We start from the raw sequence: 23,906 nt of genomic DNA, 5'->3' as shown, positions 1-23,906 counted from the left end.
GTGAGCTGATATGACATCCAGACGAGATACCCAATACAAGGAGGAGTTATGACGAACAAAGAGCTGGCTCAAAAGCTGCTGGACCTTTTGGGCGGTAAAGACAACGTGCTCGCAAACGCGGCGTGCATGACGCGCCTGCGCGTGACCGTCAAAGACGCGGGCAACGTCGACACGGAGGGTATTAAGGCACTCGACGGCGTGATGGGCCTGGTCGAGGACGACACGATGCAGATCGTGCTGGGGCCGGGCAAGGTGAATAAGGTGCTCGAGGAGTTCTCCAAGCTCACTGGCCTTGCGAAAGGCGTTGCCGACGAGAGCGTGGTTGACGCTGCGGCCACAAACAAGGCCGCGCAGAAGGCCAAGTACGAGTCTAAGCCGGTTCAGGCCTTCCTCAAGAAGATTTCCAATGTCTTCGTCGCCCTGCTTCCCGGCATCATTGCGGCTGGCCTCATCAACGGTATCTGCAACGTCATCAACGTCTCGACGGCAGGCGCGCTTGCAGGCGAGTGGTGGTACCAGGGCATTCGTTCCATGGGCTGGGCCCTGTTTGCCTATCTGCCCATCTTGGTGGGCTATAACGCGGCACGTGAGTTTGGTGGCTCCGCTGCGCTGGGCGGCATCGCCGGCATGATGTGTATCGCCAACAGTGCCATGCCCCTGCTTGCGCCTGGCGCGGCCGATCCTGCCACTGCCATTCTGCTGCCGCTCACCAATGCGCAGTACAACCCCGCAGCGGGCGGCATGATCGCGGCTCTTATCGCCGGCGCATTTTTTGCCTGGATGGAGCGTCAGATTCGCAAGGTTATGCCCAACGCACTCGACACGTTCTTGTCCCCGCTGCTGGTGCTCATCATCGGCGCCTTTGCTCTGATGCTCGTCATCCAGCCGGTTGGCGCATGGCTGACGACTGCCATCTTTAGCGTTTTGACCTTTATCTTCGAGAAGCTGGGCGTCCTGGGCGGCTATATCCTGTCGGCAGGTTTCTTGCCACTGGTGTCTGTCGGCCTGCATCAGGCGCTCACGCCGATCCACGCTATGCTCAACGATCCCGACGGCGCTACCAAGGGCATCAATTACCTGCTTCCCATCCTTATGATGGCTGGCGGCGGTCAGGTCGGTGCCGGTCTGGCGCTGTACTTTAAGACCAAGAACGCCAAGCTCAAGAAGTACGTCGCCGAGTCCATTCCCGTTGGAATCCTGGGTGTGGGCGAGCCTCTGATGTATGCTGTTGCGCTGCCGCTCGTTCGCCCGTTTGTGACGGCCTGCCTGGGTGCCGGATTTGGCGGCGCGCTCGCGGCGCTGCTTCACATCGGCACGGTTTCTCAGGGCGTTTCCGGTCTGTTTGGCTTGCTGATCGTCGTTCCTGGCCAGCAGCTCGGCTACGTTGCCGCTATGCTGCTTGCCTATGCCGCCGGCTTTGTCCTGACGTGGTTCTTTGGCGTCGACGAGCAGAAGATCAACGAGTTCTTTGGCGAGTAGTTTGATATCGCGAGCCGTGTTGCTCAGAGCTCGCGGCGCGCAGCAGATTTCTTGATGCTATGGTTGTGCCGGCGGGGCTAACTGCTCCGCCGGCCTTTTTTAAAGGAGCGTTGAAGCGTGAAAACGGGTATTTCGATTTATCTTTCCAGCCCTCTGCAGGATATTGAGCGAACGATTGAGCGTGGCGCCGCGGCGGGTGCACGCTATGCGTTCACCTCGCTGCATATTCCCGAGGATGGGGGAGCGGCGTATGCCGATAAGGTCCGTCATGTACTGTCGCTGCTTTCCGCCCGCGGCATTGCGCTCATTGCCGATGTGGGACCGCGCACGTGCGATTTGCTCGGGCTTGAGCGCATCGAGGACCTGCGCGATCTGGGGTTGGAATACCTTCGTTTGGACTATGGCTTTAGCGCCCGGCGGGTCGCGGAGCTGTCCGGTGTATTTCGCATTGTGGTCAATGCATCGACGGTGAGTTCTGATGAAATCGCATCGTGGCGTGAGGCCGGTGCCGATGTGACTCGTTTTGCCGCCTGCCACAATTTTTACCCTAAGCCTTATACCGGTTTAGCTCTGGAGGACATTGCTCGGACGAATCTTCGTCTTGCGGCGCTTGGATTCGAAATCATGGCTTTTGTGCCGGGTGATGCCAACGTTCGCGGGCCGGTATTCGAGGGACTTCCGACGGTCGAGGCACATCGCGGTCGCGCGTCAAAGGTTGCCCTCAACATGCTTGAGCTCGCACATGGCGCCGATTGCGACATTGTGTTGGTCGGCGACCCCGATCTTTCCGATGCGGGCTGGGCGCAGTTTGCTCAAGTTTCCGCCGGATACGTGGACCTGCAATGCGAGCTTGAGTCCGGTTATGCCTATGTACGTGGGCAGATTCATCACGACCGGCCCGATTCGAGCGTCCTCATCTTTAGGTCTCAGGAGTCGCGCACGACGCTTAAGCCGGATTCCGTGCCGACGGATGCCGGAGCCGGCCTGCCGCGAAAGGCGGGGTCGATCGCTGTGAGTAATAGCGGCTATGGGCGCTACGAAGGCGAGCTTGAGATTGCGCGGGTCGATCTTCCCGGTGGCGAGCGCATGAACGTTGCGGGCCATATCACGCCCGAGGCAATGGAGCTGCTGCCGTTCATCAAACGCGGATTCGGGGTACGGTTCGTTTAGCGTGTGACCCGTGGGCTACAATTGGCCCATCATACGAAGGCGCCTCGTGTGGCGTGTGCCTGCGTTGGCCGATCTATATTCGGAGGATTCCCATGACCGTACTGTTTGTTGAATATCCCAAGTGCTCGACCTGCAAGAAGGCCAAGGCATGGCTGGACGAACACGGGGTAGAGTATATCGACCGCGATATCGTTTTGGACAATCCCACGGCTGATGAGCTTGCGACCTGGATTGCTCGTTCGGGGCTGCCGGTGCGGCGCTTCTTTAATTCGTCGGGCATGAAATATCGAGAGCTGGGTCTGAAGGCGCGTCTGGATGCGGGCATGACGGATCAGGAGTGCTACGAGCTGCTGGCGACCGACGGCATGCTGGTTAAGCGCCCACTGCTGGTGGGCGACGACTTTGCGATTCCCGGCTTTAGGGAATCGGCTTGGGCCGAGGCGTTGCTGTAGCGGCTGCGGAAAGCGCGACCCGTTTTGAGTGCTCAGGGTGGGACGTGTTTTCCATCGGCGGGCTCGCTCGGCTCAATCCTCGAGCTGTGCCCATTCGTGCGGATTGTAGACCTTTACGTGCTTGTTGGGCTTGCCGCTCCAGTACTCCTCGTCCATAAAGGGCAGATATGCCTGAACACCGGGGCAGATAAAGGGAATCCGCTGCTGTTGCAGTCGCTCGCGCTGTCGCTGCTCCAGGTGCGCCTCGGATATGACAGTCGGCATACCGGACAGCTCGACGAGGCTTGCCTGGATTCGCTTAAGGTCGGGGAGTCCCGCGTGCCATGACATCCGCATGATCAAAAAGGATGCACGGCGGTATTTTGCCTGCATCACCGTGATGGCGGGGCGCAGGGTGGGATGGATTTTGTCCCGTTCGGGCCAAAGGTCAGCAGTGATCTCGAGGCCCAGGGTCTCCCATAGGTAATCAAGCTCTTCGTCCATGGCGCCTCGATATCTACGTGATCATTGATACTTCGATTGTGTTGCCTGGTGCTATCGTTTTCGCGGTAGAATCTGCCAACGGTTGACGGCTACCGCTCGCGGCGTTTTGCCCTTCGTGTGCAGCGGTCGACTTCACAGGTCCTTCACGTGTCGGCCGTATTTGACTGAATTTCAAAAAATTCAAAATTGGGGCTTGCGTCACGGCCGGACTTCCCGTATATTTCTTTCTTGCGCAAAGGCACAGCCGAGCGCAGCGATGCAGTCATTGGGATGTCGTCTAATGGCAGGACAGCGGATTCTGGTTCCGTCAATGGGGGTTCGACTCCCTCCATCCCAGCCATTGCATTTGCTACATATGGCCCGTTCGTCTAGCGGTTTAGGACGCCGCCCTCTCAAGGCGGAGATCACCAGTTCGAATCTGGTACGGGCTACCAAAATTGAACGCCCGGGCCTCGTAAGAGACCCGGGTTTTGTGTATTGACCGATATTTAAGGCGCGCGTTGAGTCTGCCGCCCGGACCGAGGAGTTGTCATGGACCTGCCTATCAGCTTGGAAGACATCACGTATGCCGAGAACTATCTGGCGCAGGGCGACCTGGCTACGGCGACGCCGCTGCTTGAGCGTCTGGTGGAGCTCGCCGAGGAGTATATCGACGCTGAGTGCAAGACGGAGGAGAAGCGCCAGTACTTTAGCTTCGACAGCAAGTTTGAGCGCCTGGCCTATCGCCGCGTGGAGAAGGATCCGCGCGAGCTGGTGCAGGTCGAGGTTCCCTTTGACCGCCTGTACTCCGACATGGCGTTTGCCTACATCCGCCAGCAGGATTATGTGAGTGCTCGGAATGCCCTGATGCAGGCCGTGCGTTGGGATCCCATGAACTGCAACTATCGCTTGGACTTGGCCGAGCTGTTCCGCGCGCTCGAGGACAAGCAGGAGTGGGCATCGCTCTCGTTCTCGGTGCTGGAGCGCGCGAGCGACGGTAAGTGCGCCGCACGCGCCTACACCAACTTGGGTCAGTACTTCTTGGAGCCCGAGACCGAGAACATTTCGGCTGCCGTGGGCTGCGCGCGTCTGGCGCTGCGCCTGGCGCCCAACGATGCGCATACGACGCGCCTGCTCAACAAGATCCATACCACCTATCCGGATGCCGCGGACGAGAGTGACGACCATGTGATGGGTGAGCTCGCCCTGCAGGGCGTGCCGACCTCGCCTTCGGCCGAGATTGCCATCTGCCTGATCATGTGTGCGACCGACGCTGCGAGCGACGGCGACAAGCAGGAGGCTACGCGCCTGACGGTCCGTGCCCGCGACCTGGTGGGCGAAGAGGCGTGCGCGGCGATTATCAAGCTGGTGCGCGAGAGTGATGCCGAGCTTAACGCCGAGCGCAAGGCAAAGCGCGAGGCTGCGGGCTCAAACGCCGATGGCGCCAAGGAGGCCGGCGATGCCCAGTAAGCGCGAGCGCAAGCTCATTTCCAAGAATCGCTCGGCTCATCACGAGTACTTTATCGATGAGACGTTTGAGTGCGGTATTGAGCTGAGCGGTACCGAGGTCAAGTCGATTCGCGAGCGCGCGTGCCAGATTACCGATACCTTTGCACTGATTCGTGGCGGCGAGTGCTGGCTCGTGGGCCTGCATATCCACCCTTATAGCCATGGTGGCGTGTGGAACCGCGACCCTGATCGCCGCCGTCGTCTGCTGCTGCACCGCAAGGAGATTGACTTTCTCGACGGTAAGCTGCGCAACCGCGGCTATGCGCTGGTGCCGCTGGAGCTCTACTTTAATACCGACGGCCGCGTAAAGCTGCTGCTGGGCCTAGGCCGCGGCAAGAAGCTTTACGACAAGCGCGAGGATATGGCCAAGCGCGATGTCCAGCGCGAGATCGACCGCGCCCTCAAGGAGCACAATCGCTAGGCGTTCTGTATAAGTTGCGGTGGAATACGGACTGTTTTGCCTGTTTGAGGGGCTATTCAGTCCCTATTTCACCGCAACTGCGGGCGTCTCATCTTTCTTACTGTTCTGACACATATGTCTCAAAGGCGGCATCCGTTATGGGCGCCGCCTTTTTTGTGGGTACATACATCCATGAGGTTCCAACCCGGGTTAGGGGAGTGATCGTTATGGACAAAACTGCGTTCTTTACCATGCCGAGCGGTCTGTACGTGGTGAGCGCCGCGGCAGACGGGCTGCGCGCCGGCTGCGTCATCAACACTGCGGTGCAGGTGACGTCCATGCCGCCGCGCATTTCGGTTGCCGTGAACAAGGACAACGTCACCTCGGGCGTCATCGCATCGGCCAAAGCGTTCGCGCTGACCGTGATCGATCAGACCGCCGACATGCTCTACATCGGTAACTTTGGGTTCCGCACCAGCAGCGATTATGACAAGTTTGCCAAATACGAGACCCGCGAGACGGCTCTGGGCATGCCCTATGTGCCCGAGCACGCGACGGCCCTGTTTAGCTGCCGTTTGATCGACACTGTGGATGTGGGCACGCATCTACTGTTTATCGGCGAGGTCGAGGATGCCGAGCACCTGAGCGACGAGACGCCGCTCACCTACGATTACTACCATAAGGTCCTGAAGGGCAAGACGCCTCCGAAGGCGTCCTCGTATCAAGGCTAGAAATGTTCTAAAAATACTTGCATTATATTATTGATAACATATACTAATAAGCGAAGTACATCACCAGTCGCGTTCGAGAGGAGAACATCATGGCTGAGGAGAAGAAGACGTATAAGTTCGTGTGCATCGTTTGTGGCTACGAGGTTGAGGTCGACACGCCCGAGCTGCCCGAGGACTACGTGTGCCCGGTCTGCGGCGTCGGTCCCGATCAGTTTGAGCTCGTCGAGGAGTAGCTCGCAGACACACGGCGAAAGCCGAACATAGCTCTGTCCAAGGGCCTCGGTCGAATTCTCGCCCGGGGCCCTTTTCCTCCGCCCCCAAGGGATCGCGGTTGCTGTTGGCCGATCCTGTCTGTTGTGAGTCCGGCCGACCTTTTGTCTCAATCTGTAACATCTAACGGTGGAAATTTGGCCCACTTGTTACAGATTGAGACAAACGGAGCTGACCCTCGGAATGATCTCGATCTGTAACATCTAGACATCAAAAGCGGGTCTAGATGTTACAGATCGAGACGTTTGCCTGAGTAGGTGCCCCGCCCCATTACATCCCTGTCAACAACACGACATCGAGAATCGTCACGATGGCACCGATCCCTACGAGCAGCGCGTTGAGTGGACGCGAATTGGCGTATTTGCCCATGACGCGGGGTGAACTGGTGAGCCGTATGAGCACAAAGACCGTAATCGGTAGCTGAAGCGACAGCAGTGCCTGACTCCAGATGAGACCTTCAAAAGGATTTGGGACGACCAGGCACGCCGTCACTGCGCCGACGAAACAGGCCGCCACCCCGATCGAGGAATGTCGGTCGTGGATATCGTATTCCTCGTCGAACATGCCCGCAGTGATGGTCCCCGCCGCCATGCCCGCTGTCACGCTGCTCGATAGTCCCGCGAACAGCAGCGCTACCGCAAAGATGGTCGAGCTCGCCGGGCCCAGAATGGGGGAGAGCGTGGCCGCTGCGACGGCGAGGTCGTCTACGACCTTGCCGTGCGCAAAGAAGGTCGTTGCGGCCAGGATGACCATGGCCGAGTTGATTGCCCAGCCCACGCCCATCGAAATGAGCGTGTCGAAGAGCTCGTAGCGCAGACGCTCTTCGATAACCTGCTCGCCTTGGCCTTCGAAGTGCATGGATTGGATGACCTCGGAGTGCAGAAAAAGGTTGTGTGGCATAACGACCGCACCCAGGACACTCACGATAATCGCGGCAGAGCCAGTGGGCATACTGGGCGTGATCCAGCTTGCGGCGGCTTGCGGCCAGTCGACCTTGACTAGTGCAAGCTCGGCCAAAAACGAGAGTCCTACCACGCCTACGAAGGCGATGATCCAGCGTTCGGCTCGCTTGTAGGAGTTCGTCATGAGCATCGCCATCGATACTGCCGCCACGATGACGCAGCCCGCACGCACGGGCAGCCCAAAGAGCATTTGAAGGGCAATCGCGCCGCCCAGGACTTCGGCCATGGCGGTGGCGATGGTCGCGAGATAGGCGCTGCCGAGCACCGCGCGTCCCACGATGCGGGGGAGAAAGCGGGTCGTGGCCTCGGCAAGGCAGGCGCCCGTGGCGATGCCCAAGTGCGCCGCGTTGTGCTGCAGCACGATGAGCATAATCGTGGACAGCGTGACGATCCACAGCAGCGCGTAGCCAAACTGCGAGCCCGCGGCCATATTGGAGGCCCAGTTGCCCGGGTCGATAAAGCCGACGGTCACGAGCAGCCCGGGGCCGATATGCCGCGCAATGTCTAGGCCTCCGTGACCACCGGTGCGTCGGGAGCCAAAGTGCTGTTTGAGATGGTTGAGCATGGTGCGCTCCTGCGTATGGGCGGCGTGACGTCGCATCTGGGTCGTGCGGCGCCACGCGTCGGATTTGGGTTGGGGCTACTTGTGCGCTTTGCCCTGATTGGCCACGGCGTCGATCTTGGCGGCGATGGTCGCCGGGTCGCCGATGTAGCGCTTGTCGAGGACATTGAAATCGGTATCGAAGGTGTAGACGAGCGGCACGCCGGTGGGGATGTTGACCTTGAGGATCTCCTCGGGCGTGAGGTGCTCGAGCTTCATGACGAGTGAGCGCAGGGAGTTGCCGTGTGCGGCGATGAGTACGCGCTTGCCGGCGAGCATCTGGGGGCGAATCTCGTCTTCGAAATAGGGCCAGGCGCGGGCGATCGTGTCCTTGAGGCACTCGGTATAGGGCAGCTGATCGGGCGCGACATCACGGTATTGCTCCTGGGTGTGGGGATCGCGCGCGTCGTCCGGCTCGAGTGCCGGCGGGCAGACATCGAAGGAGCGGCGCCAGATGAGCACCTGCTCGTCGCCGTGCTCCGCTGCGGCATCGGCCTTGTTGAGACCCTGCAACGCTCCGTAGTGGCGCTCGTTGAGCTTCCAGGATTTGATGACGGGCAACCACTCGCGATCCATTTGGCCGAGCACGATGTCGAGGGTGTGAATTGCGCGCTTGAGACGCGAGGTGTAGCAGACGTCGAAGTCGAAGCCCGCTTCTTTGAGGGCTCGACCGCCTGCGGCGGCTTCTTCGCGGCCCGTGTCGGTGAGCTCAACATCGGTCCAGCCGGTGAACAGGTTGAGTTTGTTCCACTCGGATTCTCCGTGACGGATAAGGACAAGTTGCATTGCCTGTCGGTCTGCTCGGTGCGCCATAGGGGCCTCCTTGATCTGGCACGGTGTGCGTGCCGTTTGCTTGACGCCGCAAAGGATACCCGTTTTAAGCTTAAAAGTTAACCAAGACTAACAAAATTGTTGTATTTGAATAGGGTGATGAAGGGGGGCTGCGAACTGTCTTGATCTGTAACAACTAGGGATGGAAATTGGGCCTAGGTGTTACGGATCGAGACAGGAAGAAATGGTCCTATGGAAAATCTCGATCTGTAACAGCTGACCGCCAAAGCCGGCCCTTCGTGTTACAGATTGAGACATTCGGAACCGTCTCTCAAAAACATCTCAATCTGTAACAGTTAGTCGTCGTAATTGGGCCTTCCTGTTACAGATTGAGATGTTTGAAGTGGTGAGCTAACAGGCCGAACTTGGGGCCTATGTTGTCGCCCTTGAGGTCGGCGGTGTCCACTCGTAGGGCGTGCGTTACGCGATTGTTTCGAAACGGGCGGGAAACACAACGATGCCCTGATGCTCCTACTATGCCTATTCAACTGACTGTCTAAATATCTAGGGGAGGATCGCGATGCAGGCAGATTCCGCTCAGCAGCAGGGCCTTTATCGCCCCGAATTCGACCACGATGCATGTGGCATCGGCGCGCTTGCCGATATCAACGGTGAGCGCCATCACCAGATTCTGGACGACGCACTGTCCATTCTGGTCAACTTGGAGCACCGCGGCGGCACGGGACTCGAGAAGAACACCGGCGACGGTGCCGGTATCCTGTTCCAGGTTCCGCATCACTTTTTCCGTAAAGAGGCTCAAAAGTGCGGTCAGATTCTGCCGGCAGAGGGCGACTATGGCGTGGCCATGCTGTTCTTCCCGCAGGACGACAAGGGCGTAGAGGATGCCCGCCGCGTGTTTGAGGAGGGCTGTGCCGAGGCCGGCGTGCCGCTGCTCTTTTGGCGCGAGGTGCCCGTCGACCCGCACGACCTGGGCGAGACGGCCCGCGCCTGCATGCCCACTATCCTGCAGGCCTTCCTGGGCCGTCCGGACGACACGCCCGTCGGCGATGCCTTTGAGCGTCGCCTGTACGTGTGCCGCCGCACCATCGAAAAGAAGGCCGATGCCGAGTTTGCCCTGCGAGACAAGATCTTCTACGTGTGCTCCATGAGCTCGCGCACCATCGTGTACAAGGGCATGCTGGTCGCCACGCAGATGCGCCGCTTCTTCATCGACCTCAACGACGCCGCCGTCAAAACGGCCGTGGCGCTCGTCCACTCGCGCTACTCCACCAACACCACGCCCAGCTGGGAGCGTGCGCACCCCAACCGCTTTATCATCCATAACGGCGAGATCAACACCCTCAAGGGCAACGTCAACTGGATTCGCGCCCGCGAACCCAACCTGTACAGCCCCGTGCTGCAGCACGATCTTGAGCGCGTGATGCCCATCATCAACCGCGAGGGTTCCGACTCCGCGATTCTGGACAACGTGCTCGAATTCTTGGTCATGAACGGTCGCCCGCTCACGCGTGCCGCGTCCATGTTGCTGCCCGAGCCGTGGGACCACAACGATAGCCTGAGTGAGGAGCGCCGCGCCTACGACGCTTACCAGTCCATGCTCATGGAGCCCTGGGACGGCCCGGCGGCCATCGCCTTTACCGACGGTCGCACGCTGGGCGCCGCCCTCGACCGCAACGGCTTGCGCCCCGCCCGCTACTACGTGACGCGCGATGGCCGCTTTATGCTGGCAAGCGAGGTGGGCACCATCGAGGTGAGCCCCGAGAACATCCTGACGAGCGGCTGCCTGGGACCGGGCCAGATGCTCGAGGTCGATTTTGCCCGCGGCCGCGTGATCTACAACGACGAGCTGCGCGCCCGCTATGCCAAGGAGAAGCCCTACCGCGACTGGATTGCCGAGGAGACACTGACCGTCGACGCGCTCGATGAGCCCGCCGCGCCCGCGCCCGCCGAGGATGCCGAGGTGCCCGCCGCCGTGCGCATGGCCAAGCTCGGCTATCACTGGGATGATGTTGACGAGGTCGTGCGCCCCATGGCCCAGCAGGGCAAGGCCCCGCTCGCCTCGATGGGTATCGATACGCCGTTGGCCTGCCTGTCCAAGAAGACGCGTTCGTTCTTTGACTACTTCTATCAGCTGTTCGCTCAGGTCACGAATCCTCCGATCGATGCCCTGCGCGAGCACATGGTGACTTCGACCACGCTCTACCTGGGCAACCACGGCAACCTGCTCGAGGATTCCCGCACGGCCTGTCAGCTGGTGCGCTTGGAGCGCCCATTGCTCAACGAGGAAGAGCTCGAGCATATCTGTGCCATCGACCGTGTTGGCTTTAAGACCCGTCGTTTCCGTGCCGTCTACCGCCGCGATGCCGGCGAGGGCGCGCTGCAGGCTGCGCTCAAACAGCTTGCCGAGGACGTTGAGGCTGCGGTCCGCGACGGCGTGAACATTGTGGTGTTGAGCGATCGTGCCGCTGCGGGCGAGGTGCCCGTGCCGTCGCTGCTCGCCGTGGGCTGTGTGCACAACCACCTGATTCGCGCTGGCGTGCGTACCTTTGCCGACATCGTGGTGGAGTGCGGCGACGCCGTGTCCCCGCACGACTTTGCGGCACTGGTGGGCTACTCCGCGAGCGGCATCTATCCGTACAACGCACATGCGTGCATCCGCGATCTGGCGGCACGCGGCGACCTGGACGTGACGGCCGAGCAGGGCATCGCCAACTACAACAAGGCTGCGACCGCCGGTATCGTCTCCATCATGTCCAAGATGGGCATCTCCACGGTGCAGAGCTACCATTCGGCGCAGATCTTCGAGGCCGTGGGCTTTACGCCGGAGTTCGTCAACGCGTACTTCGCCGGCACGGTGAGCCGTGTGGGCGGTATGGGTGTCGAGGACGTTGAGTGCGAGCAAAACGAGCGCTACGACGCCGCGCTCGCTATCCTTAAGAGCCCGGCTCCCGATCAGCTGCCCACACTGGGTCTGACCAAGTGGCGCCCGCTCGGCGGCGAGGATCACCTCATCGATCCGCAGACTGTCTACTTGCTGCAGACCGCCTGCCGTGAGGACAGCTACGACACCTTTAAGGAGTACAGCGCCCGCCTGCACCGCACCGGCCGCGCCGTGCGCCTGCGCGACCTGCTGGACTTTGATGCCAGCGGTCGCACTCCGGTGGCACTCGACGAGGTCGAACCCGCACTCAACATCGTCCGCCGCTTTAACACCGGCGCCATGTCGTATGGCTCCATCAGCAAAGAGGCGCACGAGTGCATGGCCATCGCCATGAACCGCCTGCACGGCCGTTCCAACTCCGGCGAGGGCGGTGAGGACCCGCGTCGCGAGACCCCGCTGGCTAACGGTGATTCCAAGAACTCCGCGATCAAGCAGGTGGCAAGTGCGCGCTTTGGCGTGACGAGCCGCTACCTGTGCAGCGCCTTCGAGATTCAGATCAAGATGGCCCAGGGCGCCAAGCCCGGCGAGGGTGGCCACCTGCCCGGCAAGAAGGTCTACCCCTGGATTGCCGAGGTCCGTCAGTCTACGCCCGGCATCGGCCTGATCTCGCCTCCGCCGCATCACGACATCTACTCCATCGAAGACCTGGCCGAGCTCATCTTTGACCTTAAGAACGCCAACCCTGGCGCACGCGTGTCGGTCAAGCTGGTCAGCGAGGCCGGCGTCGGCACCATCGCCACCGGTGTGGCCAAGGGCGCTGCCGACAAGATCTTGATCAGCGGCCACAATGGCGGCTCGGGTGCCGCTGCTCGCGATTCGATCTGGCACGCCGGTCTGCCGCTGGAGCTTGGCCTTGCCGAGGCCCAGCAGACGCTGCTGCAAAACGGCCTGCGCTCGCGCGTGGTGCTCGAGGCCGACGGCAAGCTCATGGACGGCACCGATGTTGCCGTCGCCTGCCTGCTGGGCGCCGAGGAGTTTGGCTTTGCGACCATGCCGCTCATCTCGATGGGCTGCCTCATGCAGCGCGACTGCCAGCAGGATACCTGCCCCGCCGGCATCGCCACGCAAAACTGCCGCCTGCGTCGCGGCTTCCGCGGCAAGCCCGAACACGTCGAGCACTTTATGCTCTTTGTTGCCGAGCAACTGCGCGAGGTCATGGCGAGCCTGGGCTTCCGCACCGTCGACGAGATGGTCGGCCATCCCGAGTGCTTGCGCCAGATTGAGGTCCCGGGCAACCGTAAGGCCAACCTGCTCGATCTGTCGCCCGTGCTGGCGAGCGCGACCTGCGAGTTCGGTGCCCATATCCCGGGTGCCGACGGTCGTCACTTCCTGCCGCAGATGGCCGCGGACAGCGAGCTCGACAAGACGCTCGACTCCACGCTGTTCGTGCCCTATACGGCCGATGCCCGTGCGCACCTGCGTCCGATTCGCTTCCGCGCCGATATAGCCAACGTCAACCGTTGCGTGGGCACCATCCTGGGCAACGCGGTGACCAAGGCACATCCCGAGGGCTTGCCCGCCGGCTCCATCACCGTCGATTGCGATGGTTCGGCCGGTCAGAGCTTTGGCGCGTTCCTGCCGCGCGGCATTACGCTCAACGTGTGCGGCGACGCCAACGACTACTTTGGAAAGGGCCTTTCGGGCGGCGAGGTGTCGGTGCGCCCCAACCCGCATGCGACCTACAAGTTCGACGAGAACATCATCGTGGGCAACGTTGCGTTCTTTGGCGCCACGAGCGGCCGCGGCTTCATTAACGGTCTGGCAGGCCAGCGCTTTGGCGTGCGCAACTCCGGTGCCACCGTGGTGGTCGAGGGCTGCGGCAACCATGGCTGCGAGTACATGACGGGCGGTCTGGCGCTCATCTTGGGCGAGGTCGGGCAGAACTTCGCCGCCGGTATGACGGGTGGCGTGGCCTATGTCTTTGACCAGTACGGCACGCTCAGTGCCCGCGTGAACCACGAGAGCGTGGAGCTCAAGGCCCCGACGGCCGGCGAGCTGGCACAGATTCGCGAGCTCATCCAGGAGCACGTGGACGCGACGCAGAGCCCGCGCGGCATCAAGCTGCTCTACAGCTTTGAGACGATGAGCAAGCACTTCGTGAAGGTCATTCCGACCGAGTACGAGCGTGTGCTGGCGATTGTCGCCGCCGCCGAGGCCGTCGGCAAGACGCATGCGCAGGCAGAGGAGCTGGCGTTTGACATCGTGACCGGTCGCGCGAGCGCTGCGGATCTCGCTCGCTTCGATGCTGCGGGCGGTGCTGCGGGCGCTGCGTCCGTGGCTGCCAGCCCTGTTGCTTCGACCAAGAAGGAGGCGTAAGTGCCATGGGTAAGCCCGGTGCTTTTCTTGATATCGATCGCGTGACCCACGAGCTGCGTCCCGTGGAGGAGCGCAGTCATGATTTTGATCCCCTGTATGTGGAGCTCGATGACGACGCACGTCGCGCCCAGGCGAGCCGCTGCATGATGTGCGGCGTGGCGTTTTGCCAGATGGGCGCGAGCTTTGGCAAGGCACGTCCGAGCGGCTGCCCGCTGCACAACTTGATTCCCGAGTGGAACGAGCTGGTGTACCGCGGCCGCTGGGACGAGGCTGCCGAGCGTCTGTCGCTCACCTCGCCCATGCCCGAGTTCACGAGTCGTGTGTGCCCGGCGCTGTGCGAGGCCGCGTGCAACCTGGGTTCGGTCGATGGCCAGCCCACGACGATCCATGACAACGAACGTGCGATCAGCGACCACGAATGGGCAAATGGCGGTCCGCGTCGCTTTGAGCCGGCGGGGGAGGACGCGCCCTCGGTCGCCGTGGTTGGTTCTGGCCCGGCTGGCCTGGTGGCTGCGTGGGAGCTCGCGCGTCGCGGTGCCCGCGTGACGGTGTTTGAGCGTGACGACCGCCCGGGCGGCCTGCTCATGTACGGCATTCCCAACATGAAGCTCGAGAAGTCCGTGGTCGAGCGTCGCGTGGCGCTCATGCGCGAGCTGGGTATCGTCTTTGAGCTGAGCGCCGATGTGACGGACCCTGCGGTGGCAGCCAAGCTCAATGGCTTTGACGCCGTTGTGGTGGCTGCTGGTGCTCGTGCGCCCCGCGGTCTTTCGGCTACGAATGTGGATGCCCCGGGCGTGGTGTATGCCGTGGATTACCTGACGGCTTCGACTGTGTCGGTACTCGACGGCGGCGAGCCCGCTATTGACGCGCGCGGCCTGGACGTTGTGGTCATTGGCGGTGGCGATACGGGCAACGACTGCGTGGGTACCGCCGCACGTCAGGGCGCGCGCAGCGTGCGTCAGTTTGAGTTCTTGCCGGCGGCGCCCGATAAGCGTACGGCGAGCAACCCCTGGCCGCAGTGGCCCAATGTGAAGAAGACCGACTATGGCCAGCAAGAGGCCATTGCCGCCATGGGTGGCGAGATGCGCGCCTGGGGTGTGGATACCCTCGAGGTGTTGCTGGACAAGAAGGGCGCGGCCGCGGGTCTGCGCGTAGTCGATCTAGATTGGTCGGCCGGCAAGCCCGAACGCATTGCGGGCTCCGAGCACGAGGTGCCGGCGCAGCTGGTGCTCATCGCCTGTGGCTTTACGGGTCCCGAGCATGGCGTGTTCGATGTGGTGAGCGTGCCTGTTGCCACCGCTGGTCGTCCGCTGCCGGTGATGGCTGCCGAGGGCTCGCACCTCGCGGCCCGCGTGGATGGCGTTGCTGCGGATGCCGCGCCGGTGTATGTGGCCGGCGACGCCCGCAACGGCAGCTCGCTCGTGGTGAGTGCCATGGCCGATGCCCTGGCCTGCGCTGCCGAGGTTGCCGAGGCACTGGAACTGTAAAGTAGTCACGGAGATATTCAACAATCGAATCGGCAAGGGCTGTCCCTAACTGCCGGCACAAAAGGAACGTCCCTAAGTGCCGACAGTTAGGGACGTTCCTTTTGTGCCGGCATTCGGGGACACTCCTTGCGGATTTGCGAGCAGTTTGCTCGTTTGTCGACGTGCGGGTGTTCATTTGTCGACTTCTTGGGCTGTGGTCACCTGTTGTTTCTGTGGTGGCTGCGGGCATCTGGCTCAAAAGGGCGGGTTGGCCGTCTATGTTTGCCTGCGGTTTTGTTGCGGTGCGCATTTTCGGTCAAGCTTTTCGTCAAGTGTTTGGTCAGCATCTGGTTTGCAGCCGGAGGCCTATTTTGCCCGCGCTGGTCGTGGCTGCCCACCCTCCTCGTAAGCTCAAATTGAGGTCCATCAGTTTGAGGAGGATGCCATGACTGACCACGCTTTTGACCGAGCAGAGCTTGCTGAAGCCGTCGGCAACGATATTGCCGACATGGCTCACTTTTGGATGCTGCGGAAGTTTCAATTCCTGGAGCCGGCACGCGAACAGTTCGAGGTCATTGTCGACCCGTGGCTCAGCTATTGCGAGGGGCCTTCTCAAAACGAAATCATGGCCTACAACATGGCGTTTACCGATTGGCTGCTGTTTGAGCGCCCCTATCGCCATGGCAAAACGCTGCTCGAGCTATATGTTGACGAGCCGCCGGCATCGCTTTCGCCTGCCTCGCTCAAGCGGCTCGAGCAGGTACGCGACACGCAGTATTTCTCGCGCTTTGGCATTTTGGACAAGAATCCTGCGTCCGGCATGGTCGTGCTGAAGGACACGCGCACCGATCATCGCTTTGATGTCTACGACCCGCATATCGTGCAGAAGGAGCATTGGAACGACGGCGCGATTGCGGTGCGCCTCGCCTGCGTCGACGATGTCTGGCTTACGGCGGGACAGCTCTACCTGTATGACATCGCGCGCCTGAACGACACGGCGGTCGACGGACCGGGTGCGGTGCATCCCGAGGATCTGCAGGACGGCTTTGACACCTCGTGCATCAGCTTCTTCTTGCGTCTGGTCCGCGACATCATGGGCGCCCAGGGGCGGTACGTAAAGTCCCTCAACATCTACGAACAGGAATGGGGGTAGAGGATGGGCGGTTGTCGCCTGCCTTGCCTTCTGCCCTTTTGTCTCGATCTGTAACGTTTGGGGACAAAAACCAGTCTATCTGTTACAGATCGAGACGAATGCTTGGGCGCCGCTGGTTTGTCTAAATCTGTAACGTTTAGGGGCCTGGAGAACGTCTTACTGGTACAGATCGAGACGTTTGGCACCTGGCTGGGGGGGGGGATGTCTCAATCTGTAACATCTACAGTCCAAAAATCGGTCTTCCTGTTACAGGTCGAAACGTTTGTCGGCGGAGGCAACGGTGACGATGGTCCATTTGTCCGATGTGGTGGTGATGGAAGTGTCTAATACCGTTTTCAAGCACAAGCATACGACTCGCAACACGTTGGCGCGGAATAGGATGCTCGCGCGACTCACGGAGGCGACCGAGCAAGGTGCGCTGCTCGCAACGCATGACAATGCCGAGCTCATGTGGCTGCGGCGTCATGTTGGAACCGACGATATCGCGGAACCCGAGCCGTATTTGTTCTGCTTTCAACATGATTGGGGTGTGCTGACGCCGGCGGAGCGAACGCTGCGTACCATCAAAGGGCTTGCAGAGTTTCATCCCGATTGGGCGTTTTGGGGCTATGACGCGGCGCTTTTGTGGGGTCTGGAGGTGCCGAATGATCTGCTTGGGTCGCGTTTTCTTGTTAAGACGGGTTGTTCGGTGGCGTTGAGCGGCGGGTGCAGGTTGTTGCGTCCGCAGATGGCGGGCGCACTCGAGCATGTTGATGGCGTGCGGGTGACGTCGTTTTGGCGCACGGTGGAGGATTGTCTACTGCGTGCGCCGTTCTCCTACGGGTTGGCGATTGCCGATTCTGCACTGCGGGCGAAAGGCGTATCACGTGGGGATTTGTGCGAGCGCCTCCGCGCCGATTGCGAGGGCAGGCGAGGGTATCGCAGGGCACAGGTGATTGCGTCGTATGCGGACGGGCTGTTTGAAAACGGCGGCGAGTCTCGGTTCCGAGCATTCTTTATTGCGTACGGCTTTCCGGTTCCGGAGCTGCAGGTGGAGTTTCGCGACCCGCTCGATCCGAGCCAGGTGTTTCGCGTCGACTATTTTTGGCGGCTCGAGGACGGGACGTGTGTCATCGGCGAGCTCGACGGAAAGGGGAAGTACACCTTGCAGAGCGGCGAGGGTCGGGAGTCGGTTGACCCATTCGTGGCAGAGCGTCAGCGGGAATCTCATCTGACAATGCTCGGGCATAAGGTGCTTCGGTTTACGTTTAACGAACTCAAGAACCCGGGGAACCTAGTCGAGAAAATGAGGCTGGCGGGTATTCCTCGGCAGGTTGAATTGGCTGAGGAGTGGAGATGCCAGTGGTATGGGCGCTGAGAGGTTTTGTCTCGATCTGTAACGTTTAGAGGTTGTTTGAGCTCGTAATTGTTACAGATCGAGACAAGCCGGTGAAACGTCGACCGAATGTCTCGATCTGTAACATCAGGGGGCCCAATAACCCTGTACCTGTTATAGATCGAGAGATTTCCCTAGTGCCGCTGGGATGGGACTGCAACGTATTCCGTCCCCCACATCCTCTCTTCCTTCCGTTAACCGATGCGTCTGCAGCAATCCAGCGGGACTAGGTGATAATGGACAAATGTTCAAGTTAATCGTGAGGGAGGAGCTCGATATGGCATCTGCCGATCGTTCCACGTTGTTTATCAATGCGACCATTCTGGATGGTTCGGAGCATATGGAGCCGCAACCCGATATGGCCGTGACTGTTGAGCGCGGCGTCATCACCTGGATGGGGCCGAGTGCTGTGGCGCAGGCGCCTGCAGGTGCCGAGGTTATCGACCTGGGTGGTGCGTATCTCATGCCCGGTCTCATCAATATGCACGTGCACCTGTGCGGTTCGGGCAAGCCTGTCTCGGCCGGCGATGCGGGAGCGCTGATGAAGAAACTCGATAATCCCGTGGGCCGTGCCATCGTCCGCCGCATCCTCAAGGGCAGTGCCCAGCAGCAGCTGGCAAGCGGCGTGACCACGGTGCGCGGCGCGGGCGACCCGCTGTTTGCCGACATTGCCGTGCGCGACGCTATCGACGCCGGCAAGTATCAGGGTCCGCGCCTGGTAGCGCCGGGAACGGGCGTCACGGTGCCGGGCGGCCATGGCGCGGGCTTGTTCGCCCAGGTGGCCAACAGCCCCGTCGAGGCAGCCGAGCAGGTGCGAGACCTGTATGCGCGCGGTGCCGATGTCATTAAACTGTTCGTAACGGGCGGCGTGTTCGATGCGACTGAGGTGGGCGAGCCGGGCGTGCTGCGCATGTCGGTCGATGTCGCCGCGGCGGCGTGCAAGGCGGCGCACGAGGTTGGGCTTCCTGTTATGGCTCATGTCGAGAGCACCGAGGGCGTGAAGGCCGCGCTTGAGGCCGGCGTTGACACGATTGAGCACGGCGCTCCGTTGACGCCCGAGACCCTGGAGCTGTACCGCGGCGCCGCGGGTACACAGCTTGAGGGGCGTGCGCCCAGCGTGACCTGCACCATCAGCCCCGCACTGCCGTTTGTATTGCTCGATCCGGAGAAGACTCATTCGACTGACACGCAAAAGAAGAACGGCGACATCGTATGCTCGGGCATTATCGAGAGTGCGCGTGCGGCGCTGGAAGCCGGTATCAAGGTAGGCCTGGGCACGGATTCGAGCTGCCCGTTCGTGACCCAGTACGACATGTGGCGCGAGGTGGCCTATTTTGCCAAGTACGTGGGCGTGAGCAATGCGTTTGCGCTGCATACGGCCACGCAGGTCAATGCCGAGCTGCTGGGCCTGGGCGGCGAGACCGGCACAATCGAGTGCGGTAAGGCCGCCGATATCCTGGTGACGCGCGAGAACCCGCTCGATGACCTGTGCGCTCTGCGTGAGCCAATGCACGTGATGTGCCGCGGTGATCTGGTGCGCAAGCTCAAGGTGAAGCGTATCCCCGAGGTTGATAACGAGCTCGACACGATTATAGCCATGCCGGCTGAGGTGCTGGCCGAGGAGCTCGCCCGCGACGGCGTAGCTTAGGCGCTGGCGCGACGGGGCGACAGCTTTATCGAATGATGTCGCCCCATGCAAAAAGCCGAGGTCTCAGTGTGAGGCCTCGGCTTTTATTTTGTCCTATGGTGTAGCGGCTAGGAGCGCGTTTCCATCTTGGCGTGGCACTTGGGGCAGGTGACGCGGATCTTGCCCTTGCCCTTGGGGACGGACAGCATCTGGCCGCAGTTGGGGCACTTGAGGTACGCCGTGGTCTTGCGGCCCTTCCACATCTTCTTGGCCGTTCGCTTGGCGCGCTCAAAGTCTTCCTTGCTGGTGCCGGCCGCGCGCGAGGCGTTGGAAGCCGCAGTCCCGCCGCCTAAGCTGGCGACGAATTTGCCCAGGCAGGGGACGTTGGCAGTCGCGGCAACGAAGGAATCATTTTCCTTGCGGCGGGCGTCGATGTTTTTGGACAGGCCACGCAGCACGCCGAGTACGATGACGGCGATGGCGATCCAGCTGAGCCACTGGATGCGGGCTATCGATCCGATCATCGCGATGATGATGCCGGCAAAACCCATTACGATGGTGAGTTCATCGGCGCCATTGCGACCCTTCATAAAGTCATTCATGCAAATTGCCTTTCGTTCGATATGCTGCACGCCTTTATACCCGATTTAGAGCAAGGGGGACAGGTTAATCTGCACCAATGTGGTGCAAACATACCTGTCCCCGGAACACCAAGACGGTGCAAAGAAGTCTGTTTCCAATGCCCCAATTACTTGGAGAGCTTGTCGACGACGCGTTCGATCTCGGCGAGCTTGGCGGCTTTGAGGTCTTCGTCGCCCGATTCGATTGCCGAAGTCACGCAGCCCTCGATATGTGCCTTGAGCACATCGGCGTTAATGCGCGCGAGGAGCGCCTGTGTGGCCATGAGCTGCGTGGAAATATCGACGCAATAGCGGTCCTCATCGACCATCCGCAAGATGCCGTCGATCTGGCCGCGTGCCGTCTTGAGCATGCGGGTCACCGATTTGTGGTCTGCCATCATGGCGGGTCCTCGTTTCTGGTCGATGGGGTCGAGTGCTTCTGGTAGCTGCTACGCGGCGGTCACGGACAGGGCGTGGAACTTCTCGCCCGCGGCCTCGACGGCGGCGGCGAGCTGCTCGGCGGTCACGGTGTCGGCGCACTCCACCTGGACGGTCTGGGTCTCGTGATCGGCGTCGGCGTCGGTCACGCCGACCACGTTGAGCAGTGCCGTCTCGACAGTGGCGTCGCAGTGGCCGCACATGAGGCCGGAAGTTTTGATTGTGTAACGCATGGGTATTCCTCTCTGTTGTGTCGGCTTTCCCAGGCACCCGACCTTGACCTTCAAACCGTCGATCGCGTACCAAAGTACGCGTCGCTCCTCTTTCGGGCCAATCTCGGGCACCTGGAAAACCCGTTCTAAATGGACTTAGTGGTGAGCCTATTTTGCCACTTTAGGCTTAAAGGATTTCAGGCGCAGCGCGTTGCTTACGACGCAGACACTCGACAGGCTCATGGCCGCGGCGCCAAACATCGGCGAGAGTTGCCAACCGGTGAGGGGGAAGAACACGCCCGCGGCGAGCGGAATGCCGATGCCGTTGTAGAACAGTGCCCAGAACAGGTCCTGCTTGATGTTGCGGATCGTGGCGCGCGAAAGCTCGATGGCGCGTGCGACGTCCATGAGGTCACTGCGCATGAGCACCACATCTGCCCCTTCTTTGGCGATGTCGGCGCCGGTGCCGATGGCAAGGCCCACGTCGGCGCGCGCCAGGGCGGGGGAGTCGTTGATGCCGTCGCCCACCATGGCGACCTTGCCGCCCGCATCCTGCAGCTCGCGGACGTGGTGCTCCTTGTCAGCGGGCAGGACGTCGGCGATGACCTGCTTGCTGTTCAGTCCCACGCGGCGGGCGATTGCCTCGGCTGTCACGCGGTTGTCGCCGGTGAGCATGCGCACGTCGACGCCGAGCGAACGCAGCGCGGCGATGGCCTCGGCGCCCGCCTCGTCCGCCTCGTCGGCCACGGCGATGGTACCGACGAGCTCGCTGTTCTTGGCAAAGAACAGCGGTGTTTTGCCCTCGGCGGCGAACTGTTCGGCAAGGCCGGCGGGCACCTTCGCGCCTAACTCGTCCATCAGACGCACGTTGCCGGCGGCGATGACATTTTGACCCTCGCGCGCCGTAACGCCACGACCGGGCACGGCAGCAAAGTCCTCGACCATGCGCGCGACAATTCCGCGCATCTCGCACTCGGCCATAATCGCCTCGGCCAGCGGGTGCTCGCTTGAGCGCTCCAATGCGGCGGCCAGCTTGAGCAGCGCCTTTTCGCTCATGGCGGGCGAGCCGTCGGTGCGCGTGGCTACCACGATATCGGTCACGGCAGGCTTGCCGCGGGTGACCGTGCCTGTCTTATCGAGCACCACGGTGCCCACGCTGCGCAGGTTCTCCAGCGCCTCGGCGCTCTTAAACAGAATGCCCATCTCGGCGCCCTTGCCGGTGCCGACCATAATGGCGACGGGCGTGGCCAGGCCGAGCGCGCACGGACAACTGATCACCAGCACGGCCACGGCAGAAGTGAGTGCCTCGTTCACGCTGCCGGTCAGTGCCATCCAGACTGCAAAGGTCACGGCCGAGATCGCGAACACCACGGGCACGAACACACCGGCGACCTTGTCGGCCATGCGGGCGATGGGCGCCTTGGTGGCGTTGGCGTCCTCGACGAGCTGGATAATTTTGGCGAGCGATGTCTCGGCGCCCACACGCGTGGCGCGGAAGGTAAACGAGCCGGTGCGGTTGACAGTGGCGGCGTTGACGGTGTCGCCGGCGGTCTTTTCCACGGGGATGGACTCGCCGGTGAGCGCACTCTCGTCCACGGCCGAGCTGCCTTCGAGCACCACGCCATCGACGGGGATGGACTCGCCGGGGCGCACGCGCAGGACCTGGCCGGGAAGGATGCTGTCGACGTCGACGGTGGTCTCACTGCCGTCCTCCGCCACGACGGTCGCGGTCTTGGGCGCCAGGTCGATCAGCGCTTCGATGGCGCCGCCGGTTTTGGACTTGCTGCGCGTCTCGAGATATTTGCCTACGGTGACGAGCGACAGGATCGTGCCCGCGCTCTCAAAATACAGATTGTCCATGCCTGTCATCATGGCCTCGTGCACCTGACCTGCGGTTAGCTGGTCGGCCATGATGAACATGGCGTAGAGCGACCAGGCGATGGACGCGGTGGCCCCGACGGCGATGAGGGCGTCCATGGTGGGCGCGCCGTGCGCGAGTGATTTGAAGCCATTGATAAAGTACGCGTCGTTGACATAGATGATGGGGATGAGTAGGACGAGCTCGGTGAGGGCGAGCGTCATGCTGTGGGTATGGTCGGTGAAAATGCTGGGCAGCGGCCAGCCAAGCATGTGCCCCATGCCTATGTAGAACAGTGGGATAAGGAATACGATCGAGATGATGAGGCGGGTTCGCATGGCAGAGGCGGCGGCCTCCAGCTTTTTGGTTGGCGACTCCATGTGGGCGGCGCCGGACCTGGCTTGCGCGTTGCCGTTTGAGCCGGCGGCACCGGCGCTCGCATCGACGGGCGAGGCCGAGTAGCCGGCACGATCGACGGCGGTGCAGATATCGTCGGGGGAGACCTGCGCGGGGTCGTAGTCGACCATCATGGAACCGGCGAGCAGGTTGACCGCGACGCTTTGGACGCCGTCGAGCTTGCTCACGGCGCGGTCCACGTGCGCCTGGCAGGCGGCGCATGTCATGCCGCCCACGTCGAACTTATCTTGAGCCATGGCTTCTCCTTTCTGTGGTTCGGTGTTGGAATTGTTAACCTGCCGATACTATACACCCATACCCCCTGGGGGTGTCCAGTAATAGTTGGAATGTATGACTTTTCATTACAGATGAGGGCGGCTGCTCAATCGGTGGCCGTCTCTGCCAAACATCTCAATCTGTAACGTCTGAACCGGTTTTTGAGCCGTAACTGTTACAGATTTAGACAAACAGTTGACGGGAAACTTAATGTCTCAATCTGTAACATCTAGCAGCAAATATGACCTCTAACTGTTACAGATCGAGACAGAGCGTCCGCGGTCAACTCAAATGTCTTGATCTGTAACATCTAGAGAGTTTTTTGACCCCTTACTGTTACAGATTGAGATGTTGTCTCGCGGGGTTGGGTTTTGTCTCGTTCTGTAACATCTAGATCTGT

The 23,906-nt window shown here is 61.2% G+C and carries 19 protein-coding genes and 2 tRNA genes; 14 read left to right on the top strand and 7 right to left on the bottom strand.

The window, feature by feature from the left end; genetic code table 11:
* The first annotated feature begins 48 nt into the window (after positions 1-48).
* The 3 genes from ACRX4W_RS00190 (at position 49) to ACRX4W_RS00180 (ending at position 3,101) form a co-directional block, all read left to right on the top strand.
* Positions 49-1,479 carry a PTS transporter subunit EIIC gene (locus tag ACRX4W_RS00190; protein WP_117773337.1) on the top strand — a complete coding sequence of 477 codons (1,431 nt, stop codon included), beginning with the start codon at positions 49-51 and terminating at the stop codon, positions 1,477-1,479.
* Positions 1,480-1,596: 117 nt separating this feature from the next.
* Complete coding sequence (locus tag ACRX4W_RS00185) at positions 1,597-2,649, top strand: MupG family TIM beta-alpha barrel fold protein (protein WP_161194478.1); 1,053 nt, start codon at positions 1,597-1,599, stop codon at positions 2,647-2,649.
* 92 nt (positions 2,650-2,741) lie between these two features.
* Positions 2,742-3,101 (top strand): arsenate reductase family protein, encoded by a 360-nt coding sequence (locus ACRX4W_RS00180; RefSeq protein WP_124786017.1) that lies wholly within the window; start codon positions 2,742-2,744, stop codon positions 3,099-3,101.
* 72 nt (positions 3,102-3,173) lie between these two features.
* Here the strand turns inward: ACRX4W_RS00180 and ACRX4W_RS00175 are convergent, their stop codons facing one another.
* Positions 3,174-3,584 (bottom strand): hypothetical protein, encoded by a 411-nt coding sequence (locus ACRX4W_RS00175; protein WP_124786018.1) that lies wholly within the window; start codon positions 3,582-3,584, stop codon positions 3,174-3,176.
* A gap of 266 nt (positions 3,585-3,850) precedes the next feature.
* Between ACRX4W_RS00175 and ACRX4W_RS00170 the strand changes: the two genes are divergently transcribed.
* From ACRX4W_RS00170 to ACRX4W_RS00145, 6 genes are all read left to right on the top strand, one after another.
* A tRNA-Gln gene (locus ACRX4W_RS00170) sits at positions 3,851-3,924 on the top strand.
* 17 nt (positions 3,925-3,941) lie between these two features.
* A tRNA-Glu gene (locus ACRX4W_RS00165) sits at positions 3,942-4,018 on the top strand.
* A 97-nt stretch (positions 4,019-4,115) separates the two neighbouring features.
* A complete protein-coding gene (locus tag ACRX4W_RS00160; RefSeq protein WP_117634813.1) occupies positions 4,116-5,033 on the top strand; it encodes a tetratricopeptide repeat protein in 918 nt (305 codons plus the stop codon).
* On the top strand, positions 5,023-5,493 hold the full coding sequence (smpB, locus tag ACRX4W_RS00155) for an SsrA-binding protein SmpB (RefSeq protein ID WP_124786019.1): 471 nt from the start codon (positions 5,023-5,025) through the stop codon (positions 5,491-5,493). Before ACRX4W_RS00160 ends, smpB begins: the two co-directional genes overlap by 11 nt.
* Positions 5,494-5,699: 206 nt before the next feature.
* Positions 5,700-6,203 carry a flavin reductase family protein gene (locus tag ACRX4W_RS00150; RefSeq protein ID WP_124786020.1) on the top strand — a complete coding sequence of 168 codons (504 nt, stop codon included), beginning with the start codon at positions 5,700-5,702 and terminating at the stop codon, positions 6,201-6,203.
* 89 nt (positions 6,204-6,292) lie between these two features.
* Positions 6,293-6,436: a rubredoxin-like domain-containing protein gene (locus ACRX4W_RS00145; RefSeq protein WP_117638060.1), complete on the top strand. Its 144-nt coding sequence runs from the start codon at positions 6,293-6,295 to the stop codon at positions 6,434-6,436.
* A gap of 307 nt (positions 6,437-6,743) precedes the next feature.
* Here the strand turns inward: ACRX4W_RS00145 and ACRX4W_RS00140 are convergent, their stop codons facing one another.
* Both ACRX4W_RS00140 and gpmA read right to left on the bottom strand, forming a co-directional pair.
* Positions 6,744-8,000 (bottom strand): Nramp family divalent metal transporter, encoded by a 1,257-nt coding sequence (locus tag ACRX4W_RS00140; protein ID WP_432298867.1) that lies wholly within the window; start codon positions 7,998-8,000, stop codon positions 6,744-6,746.
* A gap of 75 nt (positions 8,001-8,075) precedes the next feature.
* A complete protein-coding gene (gpmA, locus tag ACRX4W_RS00135) occupies positions 8,076-8,849 on the bottom strand; it encodes a 2,3-diphosphoglycerate-dependent phosphoglycerate mutase (protein ID WP_432298866.1) in 774 nt (257 codons plus the stop codon).
* Positions 8,850-9,387: 538 nt separating this feature from the next.
* Between gpmA and gltB the strand changes: the two genes are divergently transcribed.
* From gltB to ACRX4W_RS00110, 5 genes are all read left to right on the top strand, one after another.
* On the top strand, positions 9,388-14,085 hold the full coding sequence (gene gltB, locus ACRX4W_RS00130; RefSeq protein WP_432298865.1) for a glutamate synthase large subunit: 4,698 nt from the start codon (positions 9,388-9,390) through the stop codon (positions 14,083-14,085).
* Positions 14,086-14,090: 5 nt separating this feature from the next.
* Complete coding sequence (locus tag ACRX4W_RS00125) at positions 14,091-15,572, top strand: glutamate synthase subunit beta (RefSeq protein ID WP_432298864.1); 1,482 nt, start codon at positions 14,091-14,093, stop codon at positions 15,570-15,572.
* A 424-nt stretch (positions 15,573-15,996) separates the two neighbouring features.
* The gene (locus ACRX4W_RS00120; RefSeq protein ID WP_117639818.1) at positions 15,997-16,704 is read left to right on the top strand and encodes a hypothetical protein; all 708 of its coding nucleotides are present in this window, start codon (positions 15,997-15,999) and stop codon (positions 16,702-16,704) included.
* A 280-nt stretch (positions 16,705-16,984) separates the two neighbouring features.
* Entirely contained in the window at positions 16,985-18,061 is a 1,077-nt protein-coding gene (locus ACRX4W_RS00115) for a hypothetical protein (RefSeq protein ID WP_432298863.1), read from the top strand.
* A gap of 295 nt (positions 18,062-18,356) precedes the next feature.
* Positions 18,357-19,727 (top strand): amidohydrolase family protein, encoded by a 1,371-nt coding sequence (locus tag ACRX4W_RS00110; RefSeq protein WP_432298862.1) that lies wholly within the window; start codon positions 18,357-18,359, stop codon positions 19,725-19,727.
* Positions 19,728-19,834: 107 nt separating this feature from the next.
* On the opposite strand, the gene ACRX4W_RS00105 is transcribed toward ACRX4W_RS00110, so the two are convergent.
* The 4 genes from ACRX4W_RS00105 to ACRX4W_RS00090 all read right to left on the bottom strand — a co-directional run bounded on the left by ACRX4W_RS00105 (position 19,835) and on the right by ACRX4W_RS00090 (position 23,487).
* Positions 19,835-20,308: a hypothetical protein gene (locus tag ACRX4W_RS00105; RefSeq protein ID WP_432298861.1), complete on the bottom strand. Its 474-nt coding sequence runs from the start codon at positions 20,306-20,308 to the stop codon at positions 19,835-19,837.
* Positions 20,309-20,454: 146 nt separating this feature from the next.
* Positions 20,455-20,724, bottom strand: coding sequence for a metal-sensing transcriptional repressor (locus tag ACRX4W_RS00100; RefSeq protein WP_229066831.1), 270 nt, complete (start codon positions 20,722-20,724; stop codon positions 20,455-20,457).
* A 51-nt stretch (positions 20,725-20,775) separates the two neighbouring features.
* Positions 20,776-20,997 carry a heavy-metal-associated domain-containing protein gene (locus ACRX4W_RS00095; RefSeq protein ID WP_055285700.1) on the bottom strand — a complete coding sequence of 74 codons (222 nt, stop codon included), beginning with the start codon at positions 20,995-20,997 and terminating at the stop codon, positions 20,776-20,778.
* A 147-nt stretch (positions 20,998-21,144) separates the two neighbouring features.
* Positions 21,145-23,487 (bottom strand): heavy metal translocating P-type ATPase, encoded by a 2,343-nt coding sequence (locus tag ACRX4W_RS00090; RefSeq protein ID WP_432298860.1) that lies wholly within the window; start codon positions 23,485-23,487, stop codon positions 21,145-21,147.
* Positions 23,488-23,906 lie beyond the last annotated feature (419 nt).

The sequence above is a fragment of the Collinsella aerofaciens genome, from assembly GCF_964283865.1.
GTDB lineage: Bacteria > Actinomycetota > Coriobacteriia > Coriobacteriales > Coriobacteriaceae > Collinsella.
The sequence above is the reverse complement of the archived record's forward strand: the minus strand, read 5'-3'. Positions and strand labels throughout refer to the sequence as shown.

Bases quoted from the DNA above. Each gene is read 5' to 3' on its own strand.
- ACRX4W_RS00190 (WP_117773337.1), top strand. From the start codon at position 49: ATGACGAACAAAGAGCTGGCTCAAAAGCTGCTGGACCTTTTGGGCGGT.
- ACRX4W_RS00180 (WP_124786017.1), top strand. From the start codon at position 2,742: ATGACCGTACTGTTTGTTGAATATCCCAAGTGCTCGACCTGCAAGAAG.
- ACRX4W_RS00175 (WP_124786018.1), bottom strand. From the start codon at position 3,584: ATGGACGAAGAGCTTGATTACCTATGGGAGACCCTGGGCCTCGAGATC.
- ACRX4W_RS00160 (WP_117634813.1), top strand. From the start codon at position 4,116: ATGGACCTGCCTATCAGCTTGGAAGACATCACGTATGCCGAGAACTAT.
- smpB (WP_124786019.1), top strand. From the start codon at position 5,023: ATGCCCAGTAAGCGCGAGCGCAAGCTCATTTCCAAGAATCGCTCGGCT.
- ACRX4W_RS00150 (WP_124786020.1), top strand. From the start codon at position 5,700: ATGGACAAAACTGCGTTCTTTACCATGCCGAGCGGTCTGTACGTGGTG.
- ACRX4W_RS00145 (WP_117638060.1), top strand. From the start codon at position 6,293: ATGGCTGAGGAGAAGAAGACGTATAAGTTCGTGTGCATCGTTTGTGGC.
- ACRX4W_RS00140 (WP_432298867.1), bottom strand. From the start codon at position 8,000: ATGCTCAACCATCTCAAACAGCACTTTGGCTCCCGACGCACCGGTGGT.
- gpmA (WP_432298866.1), bottom strand. From the start codon at position 8,849: ATGGCGCACCGAGCAGACCGACAGGCAATGCAACTTGTCCTTATCCGT.
- gltB (WP_432298865.1), top strand. From the start codon at position 9,388: ATGCAGGCAGATTCCGCTCAGCAGCAGGGCCTTTATCGCCCCGAATTC.
- ACRX4W_RS00125 (WP_432298864.1), top strand. From the start codon at position 14,091: ATGGGTAAGCCCGGTGCTTTTCTTGATATCGATCGCGTGACCCACGAG.
- ACRX4W_RS00120 (WP_117639818.1), top strand. From the start codon at position 15,997: ATGACTGACCACGCTTTTGACCGAGCAGAGCTTGCTGAAGCCGTCGGC.
- ACRX4W_RS00110 (WP_432298862.1), top strand. From the start codon at position 18,357: ATGGCATCTGCCGATCGTTCCACGTTGTTTATCAATGCGACCATTCTG.
- ACRX4W_RS00105 (WP_432298861.1), bottom strand. From the start codon at position 20,308: ATGAATGACTTTATGAAGGGTCGCAATGGCGCCGATGAACTCACCATC.
- ACRX4W_RS00100 (WP_229066831.1), bottom strand. From the start codon at position 20,724: ATGGCAGACCACAAATCGGTGACCCGCATGCTCAAGACGGCACGCGGC.
- ACRX4W_RS00095 (WP_055285700.1), bottom strand. From the start codon at position 20,997: ATGCGTTACACAATCAAAACTTCCGGCCTCATGTGCGGCCACTGCGAC.
- ACRX4W_RS00090 (WP_432298860.1), bottom strand. From the start codon at position 23,487: ATGGCTCAAGATAAGTTCGACGTGGGCGGCATGACATGCGCCGCCTGC.